Origin of the sequence: Rhizobium sp. CFBP 8752 (assembly GCF_014842035.1) — a bacterium.
Lineage (GTDB): Bacteria > Pseudomonadota > Alphaproteobacteria > Rhizobiales > Rhizobiaceae > Neorhizobium > Neorhizobium soli.
The window spans coordinates 1-23,547 of record NZ_JACYUZ010000002.1; the positions used below are offsets into that span (position 1 = coordinate 1).

The 23,547-nt window shown below is 61.1% G+C and carries 19 protein-coding genes and 3 pseudogenes; 15 read left to right on the forward strand and 7 right to left on the reverse strand.

Annotated elements, in window-relative coordinates:
• The first annotated feature begins 408 nt into the window (after nt 1–408).
• Both IFT59_RS23115 and IFT59_RS13255 read left to right on the forward strand, forming a co-directional pair.
• Nucleotides 409–579, forward strand: coding sequence for a hypothetical protein (locus tag IFT59_RS23115; protein ID WP_249407590.1), 171 nt, complete (start codon nt 409–411; stop codon nt 577–579).
• Nucleotides 549–947: pseudogene (locus IFT59_RS13255) on the forward strand (TRAP transporter large permease subunit); the annotation flags it as partial. The gene IFT59_RS23115 and the pseudogene IFT59_RS13255, both read left to right, overlap by 31 nt.
• A gap of 13 nt (nt 948–960) precedes the next feature.
• On the opposite strand, the gene IFT59_RS13260 reads toward IFT59_RS13255, so the two are convergent.
• A complete protein-coding gene (locus tag IFT59_RS13260; RefSeq protein WP_192087174.1) occupies nt 961–1,872 on the reverse strand; it encodes a LysR substrate-binding domain-containing protein in 912 nt (303 codons plus the stop codon).
• Between the two features lie 886 nt (nt 1,873–2,758).
• A complete protein-coding gene (locus IFT59_RS13265) occupies nt 2,759–4,354 on the reverse strand; it encodes an FAD-binding oxidoreductase (RefSeq protein ID WP_197978106.1) in 1,596 nt (531 codons plus the stop codon).
• Nucleotides 4,355–4,626: 272 nt separating this feature from the next.
• Here IFT59_RS13265 and IFT59_RS13270 point away from each other — a divergent pair, with 272 nt between their 5' ends.
• From IFT59_RS13270 to IFT59_RS13300, 7 genes are all read left to right on the forward strand, one after another.
• Nucleotides 4,627–5,397 (forward strand): IclR family transcriptional regulator, encoded by a 771-nt coding sequence (locus tag IFT59_RS13270; RefSeq protein WP_192087175.1) that lies wholly within the window; start codon nt 4,627–4,629, stop codon nt 5,395–5,397.
• Between the two features lie 443 nt (nt 5,398–5,840).
• Nucleotides 5,841–7,010: an ABC transporter substrate-binding protein gene (locus IFT59_RS13275; RefSeq protein ID WP_192087176.1), complete on the forward strand. Its 1,170-nt coding sequence runs from the start codon at nt 5,841–5,843 to the stop codon at nt 7,008–7,010.
• Between the two features lies 1 nt (nt 7,011).
• Nucleotides 7,012–7,899, forward strand: a complete 888-nt coding sequence (locus tag IFT59_RS13280) for a branched-chain amino acid ABC transporter permease (RefSeq protein WP_192087177.1) — start codon at nt 7,012–7,014, stop codon at nt 7,897–7,899.
• Between the two features lie 2 nt (nt 7,900–7,901).
• Entirely contained in the window at nt 7,902–8,786 is an 885-nt protein-coding gene (locus tag IFT59_RS13285; protein WP_192087178.1) for a branched-chain amino acid ABC transporter permease, read from the forward strand.
• Nucleotides 8,779–9,588 (forward strand): ABC transporter ATP-binding protein, encoded by an 810-nt coding sequence (locus IFT59_RS13290; protein ID WP_192087179.1) that lies wholly within the window; start codon nt 8,779–8,781, stop codon nt 9,586–9,588. The genes IFT59_RS13285 and IFT59_RS13290 overlap by 8 nt, the downstream gene beginning before the upstream one ends.
• Nucleotides 9,560–10,255, forward strand: coding sequence for an ABC transporter ATP-binding protein (locus tag IFT59_RS13295; protein ID WP_192087180.1), 696 nt, complete (start codon nt 9,560–9,562; stop codon nt 10,253–10,255). The genes IFT59_RS13290 and IFT59_RS13295 overlap by 29 nt, the downstream gene beginning before the upstream one ends.
• A gap of 57 nt (nt 10,256–10,312) precedes the next feature.
• Nucleotides 10,313–11,941 carry an FAD-binding protein gene (locus IFT59_RS13300; protein ID WP_192087181.1) on the forward strand — a complete coding sequence of 543 codons (1,629 nt, stop codon included), beginning with the start codon at nt 10,313–10,315 and terminating at the stop codon, nt 11,939–11,941.
• 63 nt (nt 11,942–12,004) lie between these two features.
• Here IFT59_RS13300 and IFT59_RS13305 read toward each other — a convergent pair whose 3' ends face one another.
• The 5 genes from IFT59_RS13305 to IFT59_RS13325 all read right to left on the reverse strand — a co-directional run bounded on the left by IFT59_RS13305 (nt 12,005) and on the right by IFT59_RS13325 (nt 17,394).
• A complete protein-coding gene (locus IFT59_RS13305) occupies nt 12,005–13,600 on the reverse strand; it encodes an alpha/beta hydrolase (RefSeq protein ID WP_192087182.1) in 1,596 nt (531 codons plus the stop codon).
• A gap of 119 nt (nt 13,601–13,719) precedes the next feature.
• Nucleotides 13,720–14,610, reverse strand: coding sequence for an isocitrate lyase/PEP mutase family protein (locus IFT59_RS13310; RefSeq protein ID WP_192087183.1), 891 nt, complete (start codon nt 14,608–14,610; stop codon nt 13,720–13,722).
• A gap of 13 nt (nt 14,611–14,623) precedes the next feature.
• Nucleotides 14,624–15,136 carry a 3-isopropylmalate dehydratase gene (locus tag IFT59_RS13315; RefSeq protein WP_192087184.1) on the reverse strand — a complete coding sequence of 171 codons (513 nt, stop codon included), beginning with the start codon at nt 15,134–15,136 and terminating at the stop codon, nt 14,624–14,626.
• A 9-nt stretch (nt 15,137–15,145) separates the two neighbouring features.
• Nucleotides 15,146–16,402 (reverse strand): aconitase family protein, encoded by a 1,257-nt coding sequence (locus IFT59_RS13320; protein WP_192087185.1) that lies wholly within the window; start codon nt 16,400–16,402, stop codon nt 15,146–15,148.
• 68 nt (nt 16,403–16,470) lie between these two features.
• The gene (locus IFT59_RS13325; protein ID WP_192087186.1) at nt 16,471–17,394 is read right to left on the reverse strand and encodes an MBL fold metallo-hydrolase; all 924 of its coding nucleotides are present in this window, start codon (nt 17,392–17,394) and stop codon (nt 16,471–16,473) included.
• 370 nt (nt 17,395–17,764) lie between these two features.
• Here IFT59_RS13325 and IFT59_RS23430 point away from each other — a divergent pair.
• From IFT59_RS23430 to IFT59_RS13355, 6 genes and pseudogenes are all read left to right on the forward strand, one after another.
• Nucleotides 17,765–17,980: pseudogene (locus IFT59_RS23430) on the forward strand (AMP-binding protein); the annotation flags it as partial.
• A gap of 14 nt (nt 17,981–17,994) precedes the next feature.
• Nucleotides 17,995–18,662 (forward strand): annotated as a pseudogene (locus IFT59_RS13335) (carboxyl transferase domain-containing protein); the annotation flags it as partial.
• A gap of 143 nt (nt 18,663–18,805) precedes the next feature.
• Complete coding sequence (locus IFT59_RS13340; RefSeq protein WP_342366098.1) at nt 18,806–20,401, forward strand: class I adenylate-forming enzyme family protein; 1,596 nt, start codon at nt 18,806–18,808, stop codon at nt 20,399–20,401.
• 47 nt (nt 20,402–20,448) lie between these two features.
• Nucleotides 20,449–21,225, forward strand: a complete 777-nt coding sequence (locus tag IFT59_RS13345; RefSeq protein WP_192087187.1) for an SDR family oxidoreductase — start codon at nt 20,449–20,451, stop codon at nt 21,223–21,225.
• 25 nt (nt 21,226–21,250) lie between these two features.
• Nucleotides 21,251–22,468, forward strand: a complete 1,218-nt coding sequence (locus IFT59_RS13350) for an acyl-CoA dehydrogenase family protein (RefSeq protein WP_192087188.1) — start codon at nt 21,251–21,253, stop codon at nt 22,466–22,468.
• A complete protein-coding gene (locus IFT59_RS13355) occupies nt 22,465–23,541 on the forward strand; it encodes a phosphotransferase (RefSeq protein WP_192087189.1) in 1,077 nt (358 codons plus the stop codon). Before IFT59_RS13350 ends, IFT59_RS13355 begins: the two co-directional genes overlap by 4 nt.
• Nucleotides 23,542–23,547: the final 6 nt, after the last annotated feature.

Genomic DNA, 23,547 nt, shown 5'->3' on the forward strand with positions numbered 1-23,547 from the left:
GCAGCCCGGTAGCTCGTCAGGCTCATAACCTGAAGGCCGCAGGTTCAAATCCTGCCCCCGCAACCACTGAAACTTGTAACAGCATCCATTGCTGCTCACGCTCGGCCAGCAAGGCTGACGGCCGAAATGACAATTCATGGTCGCCTCGCCGCCATTCTGGCCACCCAGGAAGCCGGGCATGAAGTCCCCCGTGAACTGCGGAACCAACAATATTTGGAGTCCGAACAGCTGGGCCATCCACGCCATGGCGAACGCAACGTCCTCTATATACCGCTTCATTGCGATCACTGCGAGGCTTGCCGGGCCGGCGATACGCAGATGTGCCTCTAGGTCTCCAGTCTGATCGGCTGGAACCGGCCGGGCGGTTATGCCGAATATGTGCCGGTGCCGGAAAACTGCCTGCTCCCCGTGCCCGATGATATCGAAGACGACCTCCCGCCGCTGCTGCTCGATACGATCGGCACGTCCGCCCACGCAGTGCTGTTCGCCATGCCGCTCGTCCCGCCGGAAGAAAACGCGCCTATCCTGGTCATGGGGCAGCGCCGGTCGGCCTCGCGGTCGTCCTTGCGATGTTCCTGAATGCGATAAGCACGGGACCAACCATGGCGCTGGTGTTGATCTTCCTGTTCCTGATCGTGGTTGGCATGTTCATGGATGCCATCGCCGCGATGTTCATCCTGATACCTGTGCTTCTACCCCCGGCGGTTTCGATTGGTGTCGATCCCATCCATTTCTTGATCGTCATGGTCGTTACGCTGACGTTGGGTCAGGTCACGCCGCCGGTGGGTGTATGTCTCTTCGCCGTGGCGCAGGTTGCGAAGATGTCGATCGAAGACGTCATTAAGGGCTCGCTCGCGCCGATGTCGATCCTTGTGGGCGCTATCCTTGCGCTCGTGCTCTTCCCGCAGCTGACCTTGACGCCGATCCGGCTTCTGGGTCTCTACTGAGCGAACGGAAAGCTCAGGCCGTCATGGCACCGAGCGGGTGCGCCAATTGCCACGTTTCCCGCTCGGCCCGCAGCCAGTCGAGAAACAGTCGCACCTTCTTCTGGCGCAGATGATCGCGGGGGCAGACGATCCATTGCGTCACGATCCGGACCACCGGGGGTGAGGCGACCGGGCAGACAAGCCGTCCGCTTTTCAATTCCTCTCCCATCATCAGCGTGCTTTCGAGCGCGATCCCCATGCCGCGCACGGCAGCATCGATCGCCATATGGCTGCGATCGAAGAGCACCCTGCGCCAGCGTTCTTGCGGCGTGATCCCGGCCAACGGAAACCAGGTCGTCCACTGCGCCTGCGATTTGGCTGAATGGATGAGGCGCCGCTTCAGCAGATCGTCCGGCGCCTGGCTGCCAGCTTCCGCATAGTCGGGAGAGCAGACGGGATAGAACTGTTCTTCGGCGATCCCCTCGACAAAGAGACCCGGCCAGCGGCCGTCCCCATGGCGCAGCTCGAGATCGACCAGTTCCTGGTTGAAGTCGGTCGGTTCATTCGTGCCGTCCAAACGAATTTCCATATCGGGATGACGGTCGAGAAAATCACCCAGCCGCGGCAGCAGCCATTTGTTGGAAAGCGTCGGCGTGGCACGGATGGTCAGGGTCTCAACCGAGCGAAAGCCGCGGATCGTGCCAGTGGCCTCCTCAATATGCTCGATCTGGTCCGCGATCATAGAGAAATAGCGTTCGCCGGCCTCCGTCAGCGCAATGCCGCGGCCTGCCTTCGCGAGAAGACTGAAACCTAGCTGAACTTCAAGGACCTGGATCTGCTGGCTGACGGCGGATGACGTAACACTCAGTTCTGCAGCGGCGTGCGAAATACTGCCAGTGCGTGCCGCCGTGTGGAAGACCAGAATTGCCTTGATTGGAAGCTGCATACTCGTCCACTGCGGTTTGGCCCGGAACCAGATCTTTACCTGGACGAAACGAAACGATCACGTCAATATCCGAACCAGCGTGAACATTTCGTGGTGTCACTAAATGAGACGGACTATGAGCTCAACGGGTTGCAGTTGCCACTGAGTGGCCTGCCAACCTATCTCACACCCTTTCCTCGAAGAATAAGACAGACCATTGACGTTTTCGTGGCTGTAAGTCGCTGCTTCAGCCTCGGCCCTAGTCCTCAAGACTCAGGGATTGACTGATGGCCGATTTCTGCGTGGCAGGTTCATGCGGCTGACAGTCTGATCCCGATCCCCTCACGCGAATGAATTGCGCTATTCGCCTTCTTTTCCCCGCTGCCCGATAACCGTCACCATCAGACGGAGCGGAGGCGATGAAACGTTCTTACGGCCAATCGCTGCGATCGAGACGGGAGCAGAGCAAGCATTTCCTCGGAGGAGACGATTTTCATCCAAAAAGCGGTTGAACTAATGGTCGGCGGTTCGTATCCCATCAAGGCGGGGGAGTGACATGGTCCACACAGGCACTACGGCGGGCGGGACTTAGAACTCTGCCCTGGCGGCTTCCGCAAGGATCATCTTGTCCGGGTCAGATCAGAAACTGCCCCGTTGGGGCGAGCGTTCTCGGTTTCCAGCTCTTTCAGAAGCTTCACCGGATCGCCCTTCAAGCACCGTATTCTGCCCGCCAGTGCTAATATGTAACTTCCGTCACGCCTATCGACCGGATCGCCTCCGCATCGATTTACCCCTCGCATTCATGCGGTGGAGAAGCGGCCGCCGGCAGTCAGCTGGCAATGAGGGGGCGCTTTCTCAAACCGTCGCACCGGCGCCGTGATCGGGCGCCGGCCAGTTGCCTTGCGGTCTACCTTGCCAGGCCGAGCGAGCCCGGGTTCATCAGGCCCCTTGGATCGACCGCTTTCTTGATATCTTGCGCCAGTGACCAGGTCTCGGGCGTCAGGATGGTTTCGAACGGATAATCCCTTGCAACCTGCCAGCTCGTGCCGCCAAGCCCCGCATACAGTTCCTGGCAGCCGCGCCTGAGTTCGACCACAGCATTACGCGCTTCGGGGTTGGCCGGGCGGTCAAGCCATGGCTTGACGACGTCGGCACCAACGCTTGCCGCATGCAGCGGCGTGATCTCGTCGGTCCAATAAAAGGCGGGCTCGATAAAGAACTCGTTGCCGACGGTCATGCTCATCACGGAATAGAGGATGCCGTGCTTCTGCATGAATTCTGCCTTTTCGGCAAAATAGGCGTCGTTTGCTGCGACAACCTTCTGCGCGTCACTCAACGCGAAAACCGCATGGATCGGTACCCAGCGTTCGCCGTTAAGGCCAAGCATTCCGCGAACCGGCGAGAACGGCTTTGATCGCATCACTCTCGGGACGGTGTTTTCTATCTCCGTGCCATGCCGGTTTCCGATCGCCGTCAAGGTTGCCAACCCCGCCTTTAGCCCTTCAGGGGAACTTGCTTCGGTGACAATATGGAGCGTGAAATTGTGTGCTTTCAGGAAGGCCGTGCCGGCGGCGGCGACGTTTGCAGCGTCCTTGAGCCCCTGAAGCATCGATTTGCCGGCTCTCGCAACATTGCCAAGCGTCTTCAACCCGTCCGAAATGCGGTTGACGCTGGCGGAATGGCTGGCCTTGTTGCGGTCAATTCCGAAACCTTCCGACACCAGCCGCGTCCGAGCCATCTCGACCTGTGCTGCCGCCATCGCACCCATGGTCTTAAAACCGAACGAGAGAAAACCGGTCTCGGCCGGTCGTGGCGCAAGCCGCAGGGTGGCGCTGACCTTGATTCCGAACGCGCCGTTGTCGCCCAGGAACATGCCCGTCAGGTCCGGACCGCCGAAGCGGGTGAACGGCTTGGCGTTCTTGCGCCCGCCGGAACCCGTTGTCACCGTGCGGCCGTCGGCAAGCACCACCGTAACGCCCAGCACGCTGTCTGCAACCGTTCCGTTGAGCGCGGAGCCAAAGAAGGCGCTGTTTTGCGACAAGGCACCGCCAATGGTCGCGTTGACACCTGATAGCGGCCCCCAGTATCCGCTGCGCAGGCCCGTCTCTTCCAGAGCCTTGTTGAGCATGTCCCAGGTGCAGCCTGCCTCTACCGTGACATACAGATCGTCGGCATTGATCTCGACGATGCGGTTGATCTTCCGGGTATCGATGACGACGGAATCGGCGCGGTCCGGCAGATAGCCCTTGGTATAGGACATGCCGCCGCCGCGCGGAACGATGGCGAGGCCATGATCTGTCGCCAGCCGGACGGCCTGCGCAAGCTCCTCGCGGGTATGGGGAAGGACGACGGCGAGCGGCGGAATGCCCGGCTGCCAGAAAACATCGTTCGCGTAATAGTCGCGGGTGGCTGCGTCGGCCAGAACACGGTCGTCGCCGAGGCTGCGTTGCAGAGCATCGACGGCCAGCAAGTCGTCGGCGCGGACATGGGATGTCATGGTCATCTTGTTTTTCCCCCCAATCTTCATGTTGATAACGGAAAGGCTACGGCGCCGCTGGGCGGATCGCTGAGGCGGGTGCGAACACCCCGTCGTCTTCTCCAGAGCGTGTCGGCTGGACTGACGCAGTCAAAGGAAACACTGTTCATTGGTTATGTCAACGAACAACTTGAAGATCATCAGGTAACACGGTAGGCTTATAGAGCTGCGAAACAGTGGTTGCAAGTGCGCCGCGGTGCAGTCATAAGACGAGATCGATCGATACGGGCAGCGAAAGCATGACGGAAAAGACCAACACTACGCAAAACGTTCGCGCGGTAACCCGTGCGCTGGCTATCCTCAACTCTTTCGCCGGCAAGGGTCTGCAATCGCTCGCCGAGGTGACGCAGGGTACGGGCCTCGACAAGGGAACAACCCGAAGGCTGCTGCTGACGCTGATGGAAAGCGGCTTTATCGCGCAAGATCCAACAACTCAGCACTACCGGCTCGGGCGTGCCGTCCGCGATCTTGCCGCAAACGTAGCCGACGATCTCGATCTGCGTGGCATCGCGCTACCGGTGATGGCGGAGCTCGCCGCCGACCTGCACATCACCGCTTTCATTTCGGTTTATAACGAGGGCGATGTCGTCTGCGTCGAGCGCATCCACGACATGAAAGGCATCGAAGTGCACTGGTGGGCAGTTGGAGGCACCTTGCCCTACAATTGCGGCGGTGCGCCGAAACTGCTTCTGGCGTATCAGCCGGCCCAGGAGATCAACCGCGTGCTGAAGCGCGTGCCGGTGGCCATGACGCCAAAGAGCGTCACCGATGTCGAGGAGTTGAGAGACCAGCTCGAAAAAATCCGCAGACGCGGCTGGGAATGCGCCGTCGATGACGTCTCTCTGGGGCTGACGGCGCTGGCGGTGCCGGTGCGAGATCGCAACGGCGAAATCGTCTGCTGCATCAGCATGGCGGGCCTGACGCCGCAGATGATCAGCAGGGGGCGACCAGTGCATTTAGCGCGGCTTCAGTCCGCTGCCGAGCAGATCGAGCGCCGGCTGAAACGCTAGGGTTTTCTCCGGCGCGCATCGCTGTTGCCTGGCCTCCGCAGTCTCCCACTCCAGCCGAAACGGCTCGACCCAGAGGTTCATCTAATGAAATGCGTTTTGTGTATTGACAGCCCATTCATACTAGACCTAACTTGATTGTCAGGAGGAGCAGGCAAATCATCAGACCGTCGGAGGAGCTTCGGTCCTGGGTTTGGCCTGTCACATCACCTAACGTGTCTATCCGGTAACCGGCCGTGTAAACGTCCGGTGAGGCGGATCCGTGTCACCGATCCCGGAAAACGGGTGAGTGCTGATGGAGCTGCGGGGACCGTCTGGTCCGCAGAATAGACGTTGGAAGGTGATGGTGGGTTGCGGACGCAAGCGGCCTTTCATCAGGTTGCCCGTCAGCCCCGGCTTCAAACATATTCTGGTCAACGTGACAAATCCTGGGGAGGAAAAGCAAAATGAGACAGTGGACGACAGGCCCGAAGGCTATCCGGGAGACACTTCTTGCGCTGTCATGCAGCGCTATCGCCCTGGCTCCGGCCAGCGCCATGGCTGCACCCGCAGCGGGTGAATATTCCATCGGTTTCGTCACCGAAAGTACCGGCCCCCTTGCGGCGGCGGGCATTTCCTATCAGCGCGGCGCACAGTTCGCGGTCGAGGAAATTAACGGCAAGAGCTGGGTCGGCGAGGGGGTCAAGCTCAAGCTTTCCGAAAAGGAAAGCGGTTCTGACGCGGCCCGCGCCGTACAGGCGTTGACGCAGTTCTCCGCAGACCGCAACATCCTGGCTGTAACCTGTTGCATCCTTTCGCCAGTCGCGGGTGCCGTGCGCCCGGTGGCGACAAATTCCAAGATCCCGCTGGTCCTTTACGGCGCAACCATGCCGGGCCTGCCGCAACTGCCTTACGTGACCTCGATCGTCGCGCTTCCTGGACCGCAGGAAGTGAAGATGACGAAAATGATGGCCGAAAAGCTGAAGCCGAAGAGCGTCGCCTATTTCGTCAATGCCGATAACGAAGGTTTCCAAGGCCGCTTCAAGTCCGCTCAGAAGGTTATGGAAGAGGCTGGCATTAAGACGGCCGGCGTCGTCAGCATCCTCTCGGCCGATACCGATTTCACCGCGCCTGCGACCCAGGCGATGGGTCTCAAACCAGACATGATCATGGTGTGGACCACACAGACCCCTGCGGCCGGCATCATCGCCGCGCTGCGCAATCGCGGGTTCGAGGGCATGATCACGGCCTCCGACGTCATTTCGCCGGCACCGGTGTTCAAGAAGATCGGTGAACCTCTGGCAGGCGTTCCATTCCCTGTCGCGTTCGCGCCGGAAATCTCCGACACGCCGGAAGCCAAGAGCTTCATTGCCGGTTACCAGGCAAAGTTCAAGGACCTGCCAGATACCTACGCCGCGCAGGGCTACACAGCCGCCTACTACATCGCTCAGGGTCTGAAATCGCTGGAGGGCAAGCCCACCCGTCAGGACCTTGCCGAAGCCCTGGCTAAGATCACTAGCATCGAACCGAACATCTATGGCGGCCTGCCGATGGTCGCCGGGCAGGCGAATATCGAGAAGTCCCTGATCGCGAACTGGTCGAAGGACGGCAAGGTGGTCACCTGGGAGCAGAAGTGACATGCAGCTCTTTATCGAACAGCTGATCAACGGGTGGGCATTGGGTTCGCTCTATGCCCTCTTCGGGATCGGTTTCGGTCTGGTCTTCGCAACGCTCGGCATCCTCAACGCCGCGCACGGGACATATGCAAGCTGGGCCGCCATCATCGGCTACTATGCCGTTGAGCGGTTCGGCGTGCCTTTTCCGATTGCCATCCTTGCCGGCGTTGTCGGCGGGGGTCTGCTGGCAATGGCCGTTGACCAGATCGGCTTCCAGCCGCTGCGTTCACGCAAGGCGGGCATGCTGGGCGCTCTGATCACCAGCATTGCCTTTTGGATCATTCTCGACAGCCTGGCAGGCTTTGCAACGGAACATCAGAGCCTTGCCTTTCCGGCAGCGAGCTATCCCAGCAAGATGTTCGCCATCGGCCCGCTCAGGATCCCGCAGATGCAGGTGATCATCATCGCGTCGCTGCTGATCTGTACGGCAGGCATCTACCTGCTGATTCAGAAGACTAGGCTCGGCGCTGCCATGCGCGCCGTTGGCTGGAACGAAGTGGCGGCCGGGCTCGGTGGCGTCAACGCACGCGTCGTAATCCTTTTGACCGCGTTCCTGGCTGGCGCAACCTCTGGGCTGGCCGGCGTACTCGGCGGCATCGCCACCTCGAACGTGTCGTTCACGCTCGGCGAAGGGCTGATGCTGAAAGGGTTCGCTGCAGTCGTCGTCGGTGGTTATGACGACGTGCGCGGCACCGCCATCGCCGGCATCATGCTGGGGATCATCGAAGTTTTCGTTGCGCAATATATTTCGACCGAATTCCGCGACGGCTTCACCTACATTCTGCTTCTGGTCTTCCTGATCGCCCGCCCGCGCGGCCTGTTCGGCAGCACCAGCTTTATGCGAGCCTGATGATGGAAACAGTTCTTGACCTCTGGGCAGCGTATGGCAGCACCTTCATGTTCGCCATCGTCAACGCCTTCTTCGCACTGAGCACCTATGCGGTTTTGTCGACAGGCGTGCTGAGCTTCACCACGGTCGTTTTTGCGGCCGTGGGCGGATTTCTAGCAGCGCAGATGGTCACCCATCTCGGCATTTCCGTGTACCTGGCGTTTCCCTGCGCTGCCATCGGCGGCGGCATTGCCGCTGCGCTGGTCGCGGCCGCCTTCCTGCGGCTGGAAAGCCACTGGATGGCACTCGCAAGCCTGGCGCTGGTGCTGATCACCCGCGTCACCGCACTCAACGCCCCGGTGCTGACCGGCGGTGTCAACGGCATGGTCGTGCCGCTGACCGTTTCGCCACTCGACCTTTCGATCCTGCTTGCGATCGTCGCGCTGGTGTTCTTCCGCATGCACCGCTCCTGGTACGGTCTTGCATCGCGCGCCGTCCGCGAAGATGCGGCAGTCGCTTCGACCATGGGCATCAGCCCCTACAAGATCCAGTTCATCGCTTTCATCATCAGCGGCGTCGTCGGTGGCATCGGTGGCGCGGCTCTGGCTTTCACGCTGCAGTTCATCTCGCCGGAGACCTATTTCATCGGCATAGCCTTCACCATGATCGCCTCGGCCGTGCTCGGCGGATCATTCCACTGGGCCGGGCCGATCATCGGCGCTCTGGTGTTCACGGCCTTGCCGGTCGTTACCCAGGCCTTGGTCCCGGCTATCGAGGATGTCGCCAAGGGTGTGGTGTTGCTGCTCATCATGATCTTTGTTCCGCGCGGACTGATCGATCCGAGAGCGATAGGATTGCGCCGCGCCGCCAAGAAACGGCAGCAGACGGAGGAGGCGGCCAATGCCTGAACTAGCGGCTCCCGCGCCCATTCTTGAACTCAGGAACGTTGCCAAGCGGTTCGGTGGCGTCTCGGCCGTCGATGGTCTTTCGGCGCAGGTACGCCCGGGCAGCGTGCATGGTCTGATCGGTCCGAACGGTGCCGGCAAGACAACGCTGATCAACCTAATCACCGGCCTGTTTCATCCGACGGAAGGTGAGATCCATTTCGAGGGCAAGGCCCTTGAAAACATGGCTCCCCAGCAGATCGCGCATCTCGGCATCAGCCGTACCTACCAGAACGTCCGGCTGTTCAGCGGCATGACGGTTCTCGAACAGGTCATGACGGGCTGTTATCTCTCCCGCGAAGTCAGCATGTGGTCTTCCTTCCTCGGCCTTCCCTCTGCAAGAGCGGCGTGGAAGCGGACCCGCGAGAATGCACTCCAGCTGTTGAAGCGGGTGGCAATGGATCACCGCGCCGACGAGCTTGCCGAGACATTGTCCTATGGAGAACAGCGGCGCATCGAGATCGCCCGCGCGCTCGGCGCCAATCCGCGGCTTCTTCTTCTCGACGAGCCGACTGCCGGCATGAACCATTCCGAGGCCAGTGCCGTTGGGCGGCTGGTCCACGAATTGCGCGACAGTGGCCTGACCATCCTGATGGTCGAACACAATATGGGGCTCGTCACAGAATTCTGCGACACCTGTACCGTAGTCAATTTCGGCCGGTTGCTGGCGGAAGGTGATCCCAAAACGTGCATCGCCAATCCCGATGTACAGGAAGCTTATTTCGGACGGAAAAACGATGCTGAACGTATCCAAGCTCTCCGCTAGTTACGGCGCCATTCAGGCTGTCCGTTCAATCGATCTGGAGGTGAAACCAGGTTCGCTGTCGGTGATTCTCGGCGCAAACGGGGCTGGAAAGTCAACGACGCTGCGCTCTATTGCCGGACTGCACCGTCCGGTCAGCGGCTCGGTGACGCTGGGCGGCCGGGAAATCTCGAAGCTGCCGCTGCACAGCGTCGTGCGCGCCGGTCTCGCCTTCGTGCCTGAGGGCCGCATGGTGGTCGCGCCGCTGACCGTCGAGGAAAACCTCGAACTGAGCCGCTTTTCAGGGCGTACCGACGAGCAGGACCTTATCGACAGGATCTACGATCTGTTTCCACGGCTGAAGGAGCGCCGGCGCCAGCGGGCCGGCCTGATGAGTGGCGGCGAACAACAGATGCTGGCGATCGGCCGGGCGCTCATGACAAAGCCCCTGGTGTTGATCCTCGACGAGCCCTCGATGGGGCTTGCGCCTGCGATCGTCGATCTGGTGTTCCAGGCGATCGTGCAGTTGCACAAACAGGGACAGTCGATCCTGCTGGTAGAGCAGAACGCCGCCATTGCCCTGTCCGTCTGCGACTACGGCTACGTGATGAAACGCGGCAACATCGTCATCCAGGGCACGCCGGGTGAGCTGAAGCAGAACCCTGAAGTGCTTGATGCCTATCTCTCCTAGAGTCGCCTGAATTTCCGGCAAGTGTTACAGGCGCCGGATATACGTTCTGGAAGTGATATGGCAGATCCGTTGCAGCAACCCAATGACCGGCCGGCGATCGTCGATCTGATCTGCATCGGCGGTGGACTTGGGGGGATGGCTGCGGCCATCCGCGCCCATGATCGCGGCCTCAGCGTGATGATCCTCGAAAGCTCGGCCTATGTCGGGGGTGGGGCTGCCTATAGCGGCGGTCTTTGCTGGCTGCCGGGCATGATAGGTCAGGACAGCGCCGAGGCAGGCAATGACTATCTGACCCATGTCGAAGGCGAGAAGACGGGTTCCGATCCGCAGAAACGGCTGGCCATGATCGGCTCGATGGTCGAGGCAGCGCAGTACTTTCGCCAAGCCGGCATCAATCTCGATGTCGTCGCAGGCAATCCGGACGTGTTCTATCCGGCTGCAAAGGGCTCGGTAGGGTCGGGGCGGATGTTCGAGAGCGCGGTTTCCGCGTCGGCGCTCGGGGAATGGCGGGAGCGGCTGATGCCGAGCCCGCATTACCGAATCGGCCTCAGGCACCGCGAGTTGTACGACGACGCGCTCGGCCTGGATGAGAAGGAGCAGCTTTTTGCCCGGCGGCGCGTGGAGGACCTGCTGACGATGGGGACCGGGCTCTCCGGCTCCTTCGTTGCCGCCGCATTGATTGAGCGCGGCATACCCTGCCTCACTGGTCACCGCGTCAACCGGCTGATCGTTCGGGCCGGCAAGGTTGCCGGCGTCGAAGCGACCACGGTGGATGGAATGAGCCGGACATTTCTGGCGCGGCGCGGCGTGATCTTTGCGACCGGCGGTTACAGCTGGGCGAAAGACGTTGCCGATATAGAGGGGTTGCCGGATTTCGTTGATGCGGGTCCGCCGTCGAATGCAGGCGACCACCTGTCCATGGCGACGCTTCTGGGTGCGGCCGTCGTGCGTGGCTGCGGGCCGCAGTTTTCCATGGGCGGCGTCATCGACCGACGTGAAGTCCATCCGGGAAGCGAGCAGGTGGTTTGCCGGCAGCTGTTTGACGTGATGGGCCTGCCGCATACGCTGGTCATCAACCGGGATGGGAAAAGGTTCGGCGACGAAAGCTATTACGTCGGCATCAACGAGGCGCTGCGCGAATGGGATCCGATCGGCAAGCGCTGGGTCAATTTCCCGTGCTTTCTTATTTTCGACGAGCAGTACCGGCAGACCTATCCGCTGGCGGGGCTGTCGCCCTCAGGTGATTATCCCGACACCGTTGTGCAGGCGGAAAGCCTCGAGGCGCTGGCGCAAAAGCTCGGGATCGACGGTGCAGCACTTGTCGAGACGGCATACCGGTTCAGCGAAGCGGCAGAACGGGGCGAAGATCCTGACTTCGGCCGCGGCACGCTTGCCTTCGTGCGCCGACGCTACGGCGACTTGCGACATCAGCCGAACGCCAATCTGGGATCGGTGCAAAAGCCGCCCTTCTACGGACTGCAGCTGCGGCTGCTTGGTACCGGCATGTGCACGTTCGGGCTGAAGACGGATGCATGTGGTCGTGTCCAGCGCATGGACGACACGGCGATTGCCGGCCTTTTTGCAATCGGCAACGCTGCGGCGAGCAGCGAATTCCGGGCCTATGTAACCGGCTATGCCAACAGCCGCAATATCGGCATGGCCTACGCTGCCGCCAACGCCGTCTAGCGTCTCTCCCGACTTGGCGGCGAAATCTGAAAGCCGGACGGCAAGGCTCGATGCAGCCATCCGTCAGCGGTTGAAGAACTCTTCGTAGACCGCGTAAGTCTCTGCCGCGAGCGCGGCATCCGGATCCGGCCACCACACCGTGGTCGGCGTCAGCCGCGTCTCGACACCCGGCACGGCAAACTTTTCGGCCTCCTCCACGCCGTTGACCAGCATGTCGTTGGGGCCGGCGCAGATCAGCGCCGGACGTTTCAGCAAGGGCAGGCGGCTGGCCGTGTCGTATTTGAACGCCGAGCGATATGCCTGGTCGTAAGTCGAGCCGCTCTCCAGAATGCCGATCGCGTAAAGATGCAGCTGTTCCGCCGATGGCACGCCCAGCTGGCGCGCGACGCTGCGATCGACCTTGTACCAGGGCCAGTACATGAACATGTCGCGCCGCCAGTTCCAGATGAGCGGAATGTGCATGCCCCATTTGTCCGCCCGGATCGGCGGGAAGTAGTTGTCGAGGAGATCGCTCTGGAAATCCGGAGAGATGAAGACCGGTCCTTCGAGCACGGCGCGCCGCACCAGTTGCGGATAAAGGATGGCAAGCTCCAGGCCGACCAGCGAGCCAGTATGTGAGCCCCAGATGTCGATGGTCTCAAAGCCAAGTGCCTGGATCACTGCGGCCGCATCCTCGGCAAGCATGGCGACCGTCACGTCACGGTCGAGCCGGTCGGAAAGGCCGTTGCCGAAATAATCGATGGAGAAGGCCTGCCTGCCCTTCGACAGCGTGCGAACCACCGGCGAGAATTGCTCCGACGAGCCGCCGCCGGTCGGCAGCAGCAGAAGCGGAGGCCCAAGGCCGCCTGCGCGGCGAAGGTGTACGCGGCCACGATGGGTCTCGACATAGTCGTACCAGATCACGTCACCCGGCAGCGCGACCGTCTTCGGAAGCGGCATGTCGGACGGCTCCAGTGAAAGACCGCCAAGCGCGCCCTGCAAGCCGTCGAGGGCTGCGACATGGACGACCTCAGCGGAAGCATCGAGACCGGCCATTCCGTCGATCAGCATCTCCCAGACGCCGGCAAACTTCCGTGGAGCAACCGCCGAGGCGACAAAGCCCGCATCAAGCTCGGCGACACCCGGCAGCGGTTCGCCATCGGTTGCAGGCTGGCTCGGGTCCGATGGAACCAGAAGGTGGCTGTCGCGCAGATGATGCCAGAGAGCGGTCAGATGGGTACCGTCCTGACGCGGCTCGAGCGACGGCGGAAGGAGGCGCCTGTCGGCCCAGGCTTGGGCGCGGCTTGCGCCGATAGCGACGGTGCGGACAGGTCTGCGCACAAGCTTCTGCTGCAGGATCGGCAGTACCGCGGTTGCCAATTCGAAGGCGGCAAGGGCAAAAGATCGATACCCGAGCGCGGAAAGCCCCGCCGCGAGCGATGTCGCCACGCCGTCGAGGCTGTCTGCCGCCAACGTCGCCGAACCGCCGATTCCCGGTAATTCGAAGACCGTAACCCGGTATCCGCCAAGCGACCGGTGCAGCCGTTCGGCAAGCGGCTCGGCGCTGAGTGTCGGTCCGGCAAGCGCGACGAGATCGGGCCCCTTTCCGATCTGCCACAGCCGCAACTGGCCCGTCTCAAGGCTGAGATAATGCGGCTTTACCCCTGTGGTGTTCGTCATCCCGTTTTCCTTCCCAGTCTTCGACATGCCGGTCTTCAGATTGTCCGTTCTTGCAATACTGGCGCCTGAAACGAATACGGCGCCCAGCGGGGGCGCCGTAGAGCCGGACAAGCGTCTGCTCAGGCAGCGCGCCAGGTATTGGTCGGCTGGTTGCTGAGATATCTTAGCTGTTGGTCCTCGACCTCCTTGAAGCCGATGAAATCGAGGAAGGGCTCGTGCGCTTCGACTGGCCGCGGCAGGTTGCGGGTGGTCTTGTCCTTGACCAGCTGGGCAAGGTTTTCCTGCAGCGCCTTTGCAGCTGTCATCAGCGGGACAAGCGCGAAGGTCGCCATGCCGGCGACACTTTCGATTTCGGCCGGCGAAAGCTCCTTCTCAAGCCAGCCGAGGATCTGCAGAGAGAGGGGCACGCCCGCGGCCTGACGCATGGCACGCAGACCCTCGATCGACTTGAAGCATTTGCTGATCGGCTGGATTATATCGGCGCCGGCCGCGACATAGGCCTTGGCGCGGGTCATCGCCTCTTCCTGGGACGCCGCATCGGTCCGGGCGATGATCACCATGTCCGGATTGGTGCGCGCCTCGACAGAGGCCTTGATCTTGCCGACCGCTTCGTCGATCGGGATGATCTCTACACCGCCGACGCAGATCGGGCAGCGCTTCGGCGAGACCTGGTCTTCGATGATCACGGCCGCTACGCCGGCCGCCTGAAATTCCCGGGTGGTCCGGATGGCGTTGATCGCGTTGCCATAGGCGGTGTCGATATCGGCGATAACGGGAGACTTGACCGCATTGACGACGTTGCGGACAACGGCAAGGTTCTCCGACATCGTATAGAGTTCCGCGTCCGGCATGCCGAGGAAGGAGGCCGAGACCCCGAACCCGCTGGTCATCACCGCCTCGAAACCTGCCTGCTCGATATAGCGGGCCGACATGGCATCATAGGCACCGGCGACCCAGACGGTTTTCTGGTTGAGCAGGCGGTCACGAAAATCGCGTTTGCTGAGTGTCATTGGGACAATCCTTTCACATCGGGGCGACGGGGCGTTTCAGGTAGGGGACGAGACCGCCCGCATCAAGCATCTCGTGGTCTGCAAAAGACAGAGGTTCGATTGGCAGCGAGCGGTTTTTGGTGAAGTTTCGGACTTCGTTGGCCTGCCAGTCCACTTCGATCTCGTCCCAGCGATCGACGAGGCCGAGAATTCCGGGACAACTTGCCTGGGGGAAGCCCATGCTGATCTCGCCGCGCCAGTAGCCGGGCGAGAAGGATTCGGCGAGGACGCCGGTAATACCGAGATGGCGCATTGCGCGCATCGGCGGATAGTGGGGATGCCCGTAACCGAAATTCTCATTGCCGACGAGAATATCGCCGGGTCTGACATGGGTACGGAAGTCCGGATCATAAGACTGCATGGCCGCCTTGGCCAGTTCGTCGACATCGGTGATCTTAATATTTTTGACGCCGACGATCTGGTCGACGTCAAAATTGATCTCCGTGAAAATATAGGCAACGCGGCCGCGCAGGTTTTTCAGTGTCATGAGCGTCACTCACAGATATTTGCGGGGGTCGGCGATGGCCCCCTCGATCGCCGACGCGGCGACCGTGGCAGCATTGCAGAGGTAGATTTCCGAATCCGGGCTCCCCATGCGGCCGCGCACGTTGAGTGTCCCGGTAGACACCGCACGCTGGTTCGCCGTCATCGTGCCGATACGCCCGAAACAGTAGTCGCAGCTTGGCGACGACAGAAAGGCGCCGGCCTCGGCAAGGATGGACAACAGCCCTTCGCGCCCGGCCGCTGCCATGATTTCCTGGCTGGTCGGCACGACATTGAGCTGAAAACCCTGCTTCACCTGTCGCCCTTGCAGGATTTTTGCCGCGATGCGCAGATCCTCCAGGCGTCCCGACGCGCACGAGCCGAGATAGCCGGTCTGTATTTCAATGCCGAGGAATTCCGAAAGGTTGCGTGAATTGGCGGGTGTCGGCGGAATGACGACCAAGGGCTCGAGATTGTCGAGATCGATGTCGTAGACGCGCGAATATTCCGCATCCGGGTCACTATAGACCGGCTCGAGCTTCTTCTTGGCCCGGGAGAGCGCATATTCCAGGCGTTCGGCGTCGGGATTGACGATCGCCGTGACGGCGCCGGTGAACATGGCAAGGCCGGTGATCGTCTGCAGGCCTTCGGTCGAAAGTTGCGACAATGCCGGACCACCAAGTTCCAGCACCTGGAACCGACAGGAGGACGGCCCCATCTCACGCACGAGATGATGGAAGACGTCTCGGGCCATCACGCCTTTGCCAAGTGTTCCGCGCAGGTTGACCCGCACCGTATGTGGCACCTTGATGGAGATGCGTTCGCGCACGAAAGCTTCGAGCAGATTGCGGCGTATGCCTATGGCGAGTGTGCCGAACGTGCCGAGCTGGCTGATATGGCCATCGAAGTGAACGACGAATGCGCCCGGTACAGCATAGCCGACTTCGGCCGCCACCTGGTGGCCGATGCCGCGACGTTCATAGAGTGCCACGTTGTTTTCCGCGCACCATTTGCGCGTGCCGATATGCAGTTCCTCTTCCTTGGGAGAGGTTGCCGGTACCATATGGTCGATGAAAATCGCATAGCGATCCGGCTCGGCGACACGGTCGATGCCAAAGTCTTCCTTCATCTGCTTGAAGTAGACATCCGTATATCCGGGAAAATCGTAGGCAATGACATAGTCAGGCTTGGCCATGACCTCGTTGCCTGCCTTCACATGGTCCTTACCCGATACCCGGGCAAGGATTTTCTCAGCGATCGTGTATCCCACGTCACATCTCCTCAATTGATCAAGTTTGCGTCGGCGACGTCAGGCGCCATCGGTCCCGCAGGCTGGTGTCAGCCGGTTCGCGCAGATCGGATGGCGGGTGGGGTCGCAATTGCAGCGGGCTCGAAGCGAAAGCCGTCTTTGTCGCGGAGCACGTAGCCCCCGTGCGGCGGACCGAAATGCATCGGCAGCAGCAGGGCGTTGTTGTCGCAACAGTATTCGAGCAGTTTGCGGCGGGTCTGCCTTGCTGCCTCCTGGTTCTCGCAGAAACAGGAATTGAGTTCGGGCGCGTAGATCTGGATCGGCTGGTGGATGCAGTCGGCCGAGATCACGAAGGCTCCCTCCGGTGCCTCGTATTTCAGGATCAGCTGCGTTTCGGTATGGCCAGGCGCCGCTTCCACCCGAAGTCCGGGCAGGATCTCGTGGCCGTCGCTGACCAGTTCCATCATCCCCGCATCGGCGACCGGTGTGATGCTGTCAGCGATGACCTGGATGTTTTCCGGAAAGATTTCCGGCCCTTTGCCGGAGGTCCAGTGCTCGTACTCCTCGCGCCCGAAAATGTAGCGCGCATTGGGAAATGTCGGCACCCATGCATCGCCTTGCATGCGCGTATTCCAGCCGACGTGATCGACGTGCAGATGCGTGCAGAAGACGATATCGACGTCTTCGAGCGCGACGCCCACCTTGGCAAGGTTTTCGACAAACGGCAGGTCAAGCATGTGGAACCGCTGGAACAGCGGCAATGCCCTTGTCTTGCCATTGCCAGAACAGGTATCGACCAGAATGATCTTCCCGTCGATCCGCAGCAGCCACGAATGGATGCTCGACATTACCCTGTCGTCCTGCGCGTCATAAAAATTCGTCTGCGCCAGCAAAGGGTAGTGTTCGAAGAGAGACGGGTGGAAACCCGGCAGCAGCCATGACGGCTTAAAGCCCTTTTCCAGCACTTCCTCGATGCGTGTTATCGACGCCTTTCCGATAGTGAACGTAGTCACATCGCTCCTCCCAGCCTCGTTTTCCTCCCAAGGCATACTAAGCGATAACACTCCATCTGTGCTTTGCCAAGCAGCAAAATGCATGTCAGCAGATAACACGGTTTAGTTTAGGTCGACGTGCCTCATGCCATCGTCGGGCTTGCCTTTGTGTTGCTAAGCGAAATGATGGTTTGACTGTTGACACGATTTTCTGACCGTGCATTGATGGGCGAACATCAACGAAAACAGTTCCTGTCTGGGAGGAGGGGTCTATGTTTCGTGTCATCGCTAGTGGATTGCAGGCATGCTGATGCGGTATGCCGAACGGACTGCCTCACCGTCCTGCCGGGATCCGCGCATACCTTCGCCCGATGAATGCGTGTTGCGCTACATGCTGGAAAAGCGTGCCGCCGAGCAGCCGGATGACGTCTATGTCGTGTTCGGCACGGGCGAGGAATGGACCTATGCCGAAACGCTGCGGCAGACCCGTCAGGCCGCTGCCGGGCTGGAGTACCTGAATGTCTGCCAGGGTGACAAGGTTCTGTTGGCGCTGCCCAACGGACCGGATGCCCTGCGCTATTGGTTCGGCGCCAACTACATCGGGGCTGCTGCCGTAATCTCGACAGCGTGCTGGAACTTCGTGCTGCCTTCGCACCCGGCATGGTCACTGCACTGGCTCGGATCGAGGGAAGACCGGTCGGCATCCTTGCCAACAACTCGATGCATCTGGCCGGCGCAATCGATGCTGTCTGCGCCGACAAGGCGGCGCGTTTCATGCAACTTTGCGACGCGTTCGGGCTGCCGATCGTTTCGCTCTGCGACACGCCGGGTTTCATGGTCGGGCCGGAAGCGGAAAAGGCCGGCGTGGTGCGGCATGTCTCCCGGATGTTCGTCGTTGCCGGTGGGCTTTCAGTGCCGGTGCTGACCGTCGTTTTGCCAAAAGCCTATGGACTGGGTGCTATGGCAATGGCCGCCGGTTCGACGCATGTACGGCTTGCAACGATCGCATGGCCATCGGCGGAGTTCGGCGGCATGGGCCTCGAAGGCGCCGTCCGACTGGCCTATCGCACGGAACTGGAGGCTGTAGAAGATCCGGCCGAGCGCAAGGCGTTGTTCGACGAAAAGGTGCAGACCCTCTACCAGCACGGCAAGGCCTCAATGTCGCGACCTATCTCGAAGTCGACGACGTAGTCGATCCGGCTGAGACACGTCACTGGATCGCCCGCAGCCTGGAGACGGTGCCGGAGAGGCGCGAAGTCGGGCGCCGCCGGTTTATCGACACTTGGTGAGCGAAGGATTTCACTGTGCCTTGCGTGCGCAGGCTTGATCCAGCATCAAGTTTATGTCAATCTACGACATGCATTTCATGATATGAAATGATCTGCCGAGAAGCCCGCCGCAATGCGGGCTAAGGAGAGAGGAGGCTCCCTTGGTGTTCACTTGGAAACAACGTTTTGCCAAGCGTCGCGAGCTGTTGTTCGGTTCGCGCGTGGTGCCCTGTTACAGCGATCGGCCGCAGTCGATCAACGCGATGCTCAAGGCGGCGGTCGATCGGGCGCCTCAGTCGGAAGCGATCGTCGATGACGATCGCCGGGTGTCCTACGCCGAGCTCGATCGTCTGGTTCAAAAGGCCGCGTCCGGTCTCGCCGCCCGCGGCGTCGCGGAGGGCGACCGGGTCGCTATTCTGCTTGTCAACCGGGTGCAGTTCATCATCTCGCTCTTGGCGATCAGCAGGATCGGCGCCGTTTCGGTACCGGTCGGCACAAGGGAAGCTGCGCCGAACATCGCCTTCATTCTCAGCAATTGCCGGGCGAGTGTGCTGATCATGGAGGCGGAGCTTGCCGAGCGGGTTCCAGGAGCGGATCAGGTGCCAAGCCTGAAACTTCTGATCTCCGTCGGCGGCAGCCTTGCCGGTACGACGGATTTCGCCGAGCTTCTGGCCGACGTCCCGGCTTTCGATCCGGTGAACGTTTCCGAGGAAGCGGATGCCGTCATCCTTTATACGTCGGGAACGACCGGTCAGCCAAAGGGCGCCGTGCTCTCGCATGTCAACATCGTGCATTCCTCCATGCATTTCCAGGAATGCTGGGAGTTCGAGGATGGCGAGCGATCGATCCTTGCGGTGCCTGCATCGCATGTCACGGGTCTTGTGGCGATCATTATTGGCATGATCCAGGTGGCCGGCTGCGTGATCATGATGCGCTCCTTCGATGTCGCGGCCTATCTGGCCCTTGCGGCGCGCGAGAAGATGACGACGACGGTGCTCGTGCCGGCGATGTATAATCTCATTCTGCTGCGCGGCGACCTTGACGGGCTTGACCTGTCGGCCTGGCGGATCGGCGGTTTCGGTGGGGCGCCGATGCCGGAAGCAAGCATAGAGGCGATGGCAGAACGGCTGCCGGCGCTCCATCTTCTCAACGCCTACGGATCGACCGAATGTGCGACGATCATCAGCGTCGTGCCGATCGGCCATACGCGGCAATGTCTCGACGGCGTTGGCGTACCGGTTCCCTGTGCGGATGTGCGGGTTCTCGATGACAATGGCCGGGAAATGCCCGCTGGCGAAACGGGCGAGGTTTGGATCCGCGGTCCGATGACGATTAGGGGTTACTGGGAGCGTGACGAGGCGACGCGTGCCTCCTTCGTTGACGGTTACTGGCGCTCCGGCGATATCGGCTCGATCGATGCGGATGGCCTGCTCCGGCTTTTCGACCGCAAGAACGACGTGATCAACCGTGGCGGCTACAAGATCTACAGCGTCGAGGTGGAGAACGTGCTGTCGCGCCATCCCGACGTCGTAGAGGCGGCAGCTGTGTCGCATCCGGATCCGGTCCTCGGCGAAAAGCTGCATGTGTTCGTGCAGCGCAAGCTGTCGGATGTCGATGAGAAGGGTATCCGCGATTACTGCCGCAGCATGCTTGCCGATTACAAGGTGCCGGATTTCGTCACGTTCCTGACAGATGGCCTGCCGCGCAATTCCAACGGCAAGGTCCTAAAGCGCTCGCTGCGGGAAAAGATCAATCTCTAAGCGTCAAGCCTGAGGGGCATCAAGCCCTGCCAGATGGAGGCCAATTGGTGGAATCGAACGATAATTCACGCTTCTCGCTTGCCGGAAAGCGGGCTCTCGTCACCGGCGCGTCAAGCGGCATCGGCCGTCATCTCGCGCTGACGCTTGCATCCGCCGGTGCCGATATCGTCCTTGCCGCTCGCCGGCGCGACCGGCTGGAGGAAGTGCGGCGGGACATCGAAGCGATGGGGAGAAAGGCGCTTAGCATCGAGCTCGACGTCACGGATCGCGCCAGTGTAGAGAGGTGTTTCGAAACGGCGGAAAGCGACCTCGGTCCGATCGAGATCGTCATCAACAATGCCGGGGTCGCCGACACGGCGCCGTTTCTGGAGATGAGTGAAGAGGCTTGGTCGAATGTCGTCGAGACCAATCTGACGGGGGTCTGGCGGGTGGCACAGGTTGCTGCGCGTCGGATGGCCGGGCGCGGCAAGGGCTCGATCATCAATATTTCATCGGCTCTCGCGCTCGCGGTGCAGAGGAACCAGGCGAACTATGCCTCCGCCAAGGCTGGTGTGCTGCAGCTGACGCGCGCCATGGCGCTCGAACTCGGTCGCTCCGGCGTGCGCGTCAATGCCATCGCGCCGGGTTACTTCCAGACCGAAATCAATGCCGATTTCTTCGATAGCCAGCAAGGTCAGGGCTATGTCGAGAAGCTGTTCCCCCGACGTCTCGGGACGCTTGACGAGCTCGATGGCCCGATCCTGCTCCTGGCATCGGATGCCGGTAGTTTCATCACCGGCTCGGTGCTCGCCGTCGAAGGCGGCGCCCTGCTGAAGGGTTTCTAAACGTCTTAATTTCAGGAGATCTCCCGTGGATTTCACGCCCTCTCAGAAGACCACATCCATCGCCGACCGCCTCACGGCCTTCATGGACGAGAATGTCTATCCGGCCGAATCATCGTATCATCACCATGTCGAGACCGCTGTCGACCGCTGGACCATTCCGCCGGTGATGGAAGAGCTCAAGGCGAACGCGAAAGGCCAAGGGCTGTGGAACCTCTGGCTACCGCAATCCGACCACGGCGCCGGCCTCAGCAATCTCGAATATGCACCGCTCAGCGAGATCATGGGCCGCTCGCTGATCGGGCCGGAGGTGTTCAACTGCAACGCTCCCGACACCGGCAATATGGAAGTCTTCGTCCGTTATGCGACGGAGGAACAGAAGAAACGGTGGCTGGAGCCGCTGCTCGACGGCCGGATCCGCTCCGCGTTCTGCATGACCGAACCGGAAGTCGCCTCGTCGGACGCCACCAATGTCCGTTGTTCGATTGACCGCGATGGCGACGAATACGTCATCAACGGCCGCAAGTGGTGGGCGAGCGGCGCGCTCGATCCGCGTTGCGAGATCATGATCGTAATGGGCAAGACCGATCCGTCGGCTGAAAGCCACAAGCAGCAGTCGATGATCCTCGTCCCGACCAGGACAGCCGGCGTTACGCTGGTGCGGCCGATGCAGGTTTTCGGACATGACGACGCGCCGCACGGCCATGCGGAAATCGTGTTCAACAACGTCCGGGTACCGGCAGGCAACATGCTACTCGGCGAGGGGCGCGGCTTCGAGATTGCCCAGGGGCGGCTCGGCCCGGGCCGCATCCACCACTGCATGCGTCTGGTCGGCTGCGCCCAGCGTGCGCTGGAGATGATGTGCAAGAGAGCGCAGCAACGGGTCGCTTTCGGCAAACCCTTGTCGGAGCAGGGGAGCGTGCGCGAGGATATCGCCCGCAGCGCCTGCGAGATCGCCCAGGCCAGGCTTCTGACGCTTGCTGCCGCCGACAAGATGGACCGCGAGGGCAACAAGGCGGCGCGGGATATGATCGCGATGATCAAGATCACCGCGCCGATGATGGCCCAGACCGTGATCGACCGGGCGATCCAGCTTTATGGGGCCATGGGCGTCAGCCAAGACACGTTCCTCGCCGAAGCATGGAAATATGCCCGGACCATCCGTATCGCAGACGGTCCGGATGCCGTCCACCTCATGAGCCTAGGTCGTCAGCTCCTGAAGCAGCATGGAGCGGCAAAGTCATGAGTGGGAAGGCGGGGAGACAGGTATCGGACAGCGAGGGTGGCGCCCTGCTCGATCTCCACCGGCTTGTTCCCTACCTGGAAGAATGCCTTGGGGATTTCCGCGGCCCGGCAACCGCCCGGAAATTCCCCGGTGGTCAGTCCAATCCGACCTTCCTGATCGAGGCCGCTTCCGGCAGATACGTATTGCGCCGCAAGCCGCCCGGCGTACTTTTGCGTTCAGCGCATGCAGTCGAGCGCGAATACCGGGTGATGAAGGCGCTCGGTCAGACGGCCGTGCCTGTGCCTGGGATGGGCCTGCTGTGCGAGGATGAAACGATCGTCGGCACGCCCTTTTTCGTGATGGACTTCCTCGATGGGCGGATTTTCTGGGATCCGGCGCTGCCGGATCTGACGCCCGAAATGCGTGGGGACTATTACGGCGAGATCGCCCGGGTGCTTGGCGAGCTTGCGCGGCTCGACCCGGCGGCGGTGGGGCTTGCAGACTACGGTCGGTCCGGCAATTACGTCGGACGTCAGATCGCCCGCTGGGTCGAACAATACCGCGCCTCGGAGACCGTGACGGTACCCGACATGGAGGAACTGATTCGGCACCTGTCCGGCTGGCAGCCGACAGACGCGAAGGTTGCGCTGGTGCACGGCGATTTCCGACTCGACAATCTGGTCTTTCATCCGATCGAGCCGCGTATCATCGGCATTCTCGATTGGGAGCTTTCGACGCTCGGTACGCCGTTGGTCGATGTCGCCTATTTCTGCACGATGCTGCGCCTGCCGCGGAACGGCTACGTGAAGGGCCTCGGTTTGCTCGATCGCGACGAGATCGGCATCCCTGCGGAAACGGATTTCATCCGGGCATATGTGCAGTCAAGCGGGCTCACGCTACCCGACGACTGGAATATGTGGCTGGCGTTTCACGCCTTCCGTTTCGCTGCGATTACTCAAGGCGTCAAGAAACGCCATCTTGAAGGCAATGCCTCCAGCGCGGACGCCGCCCGGGCGGCAGCGATGATGGTAGTTGCCGCAGCGCTTGGCCGACAATTGGCCGAGGAGCATGTTTCCAACATACCTCATTCCTGAAAAGGC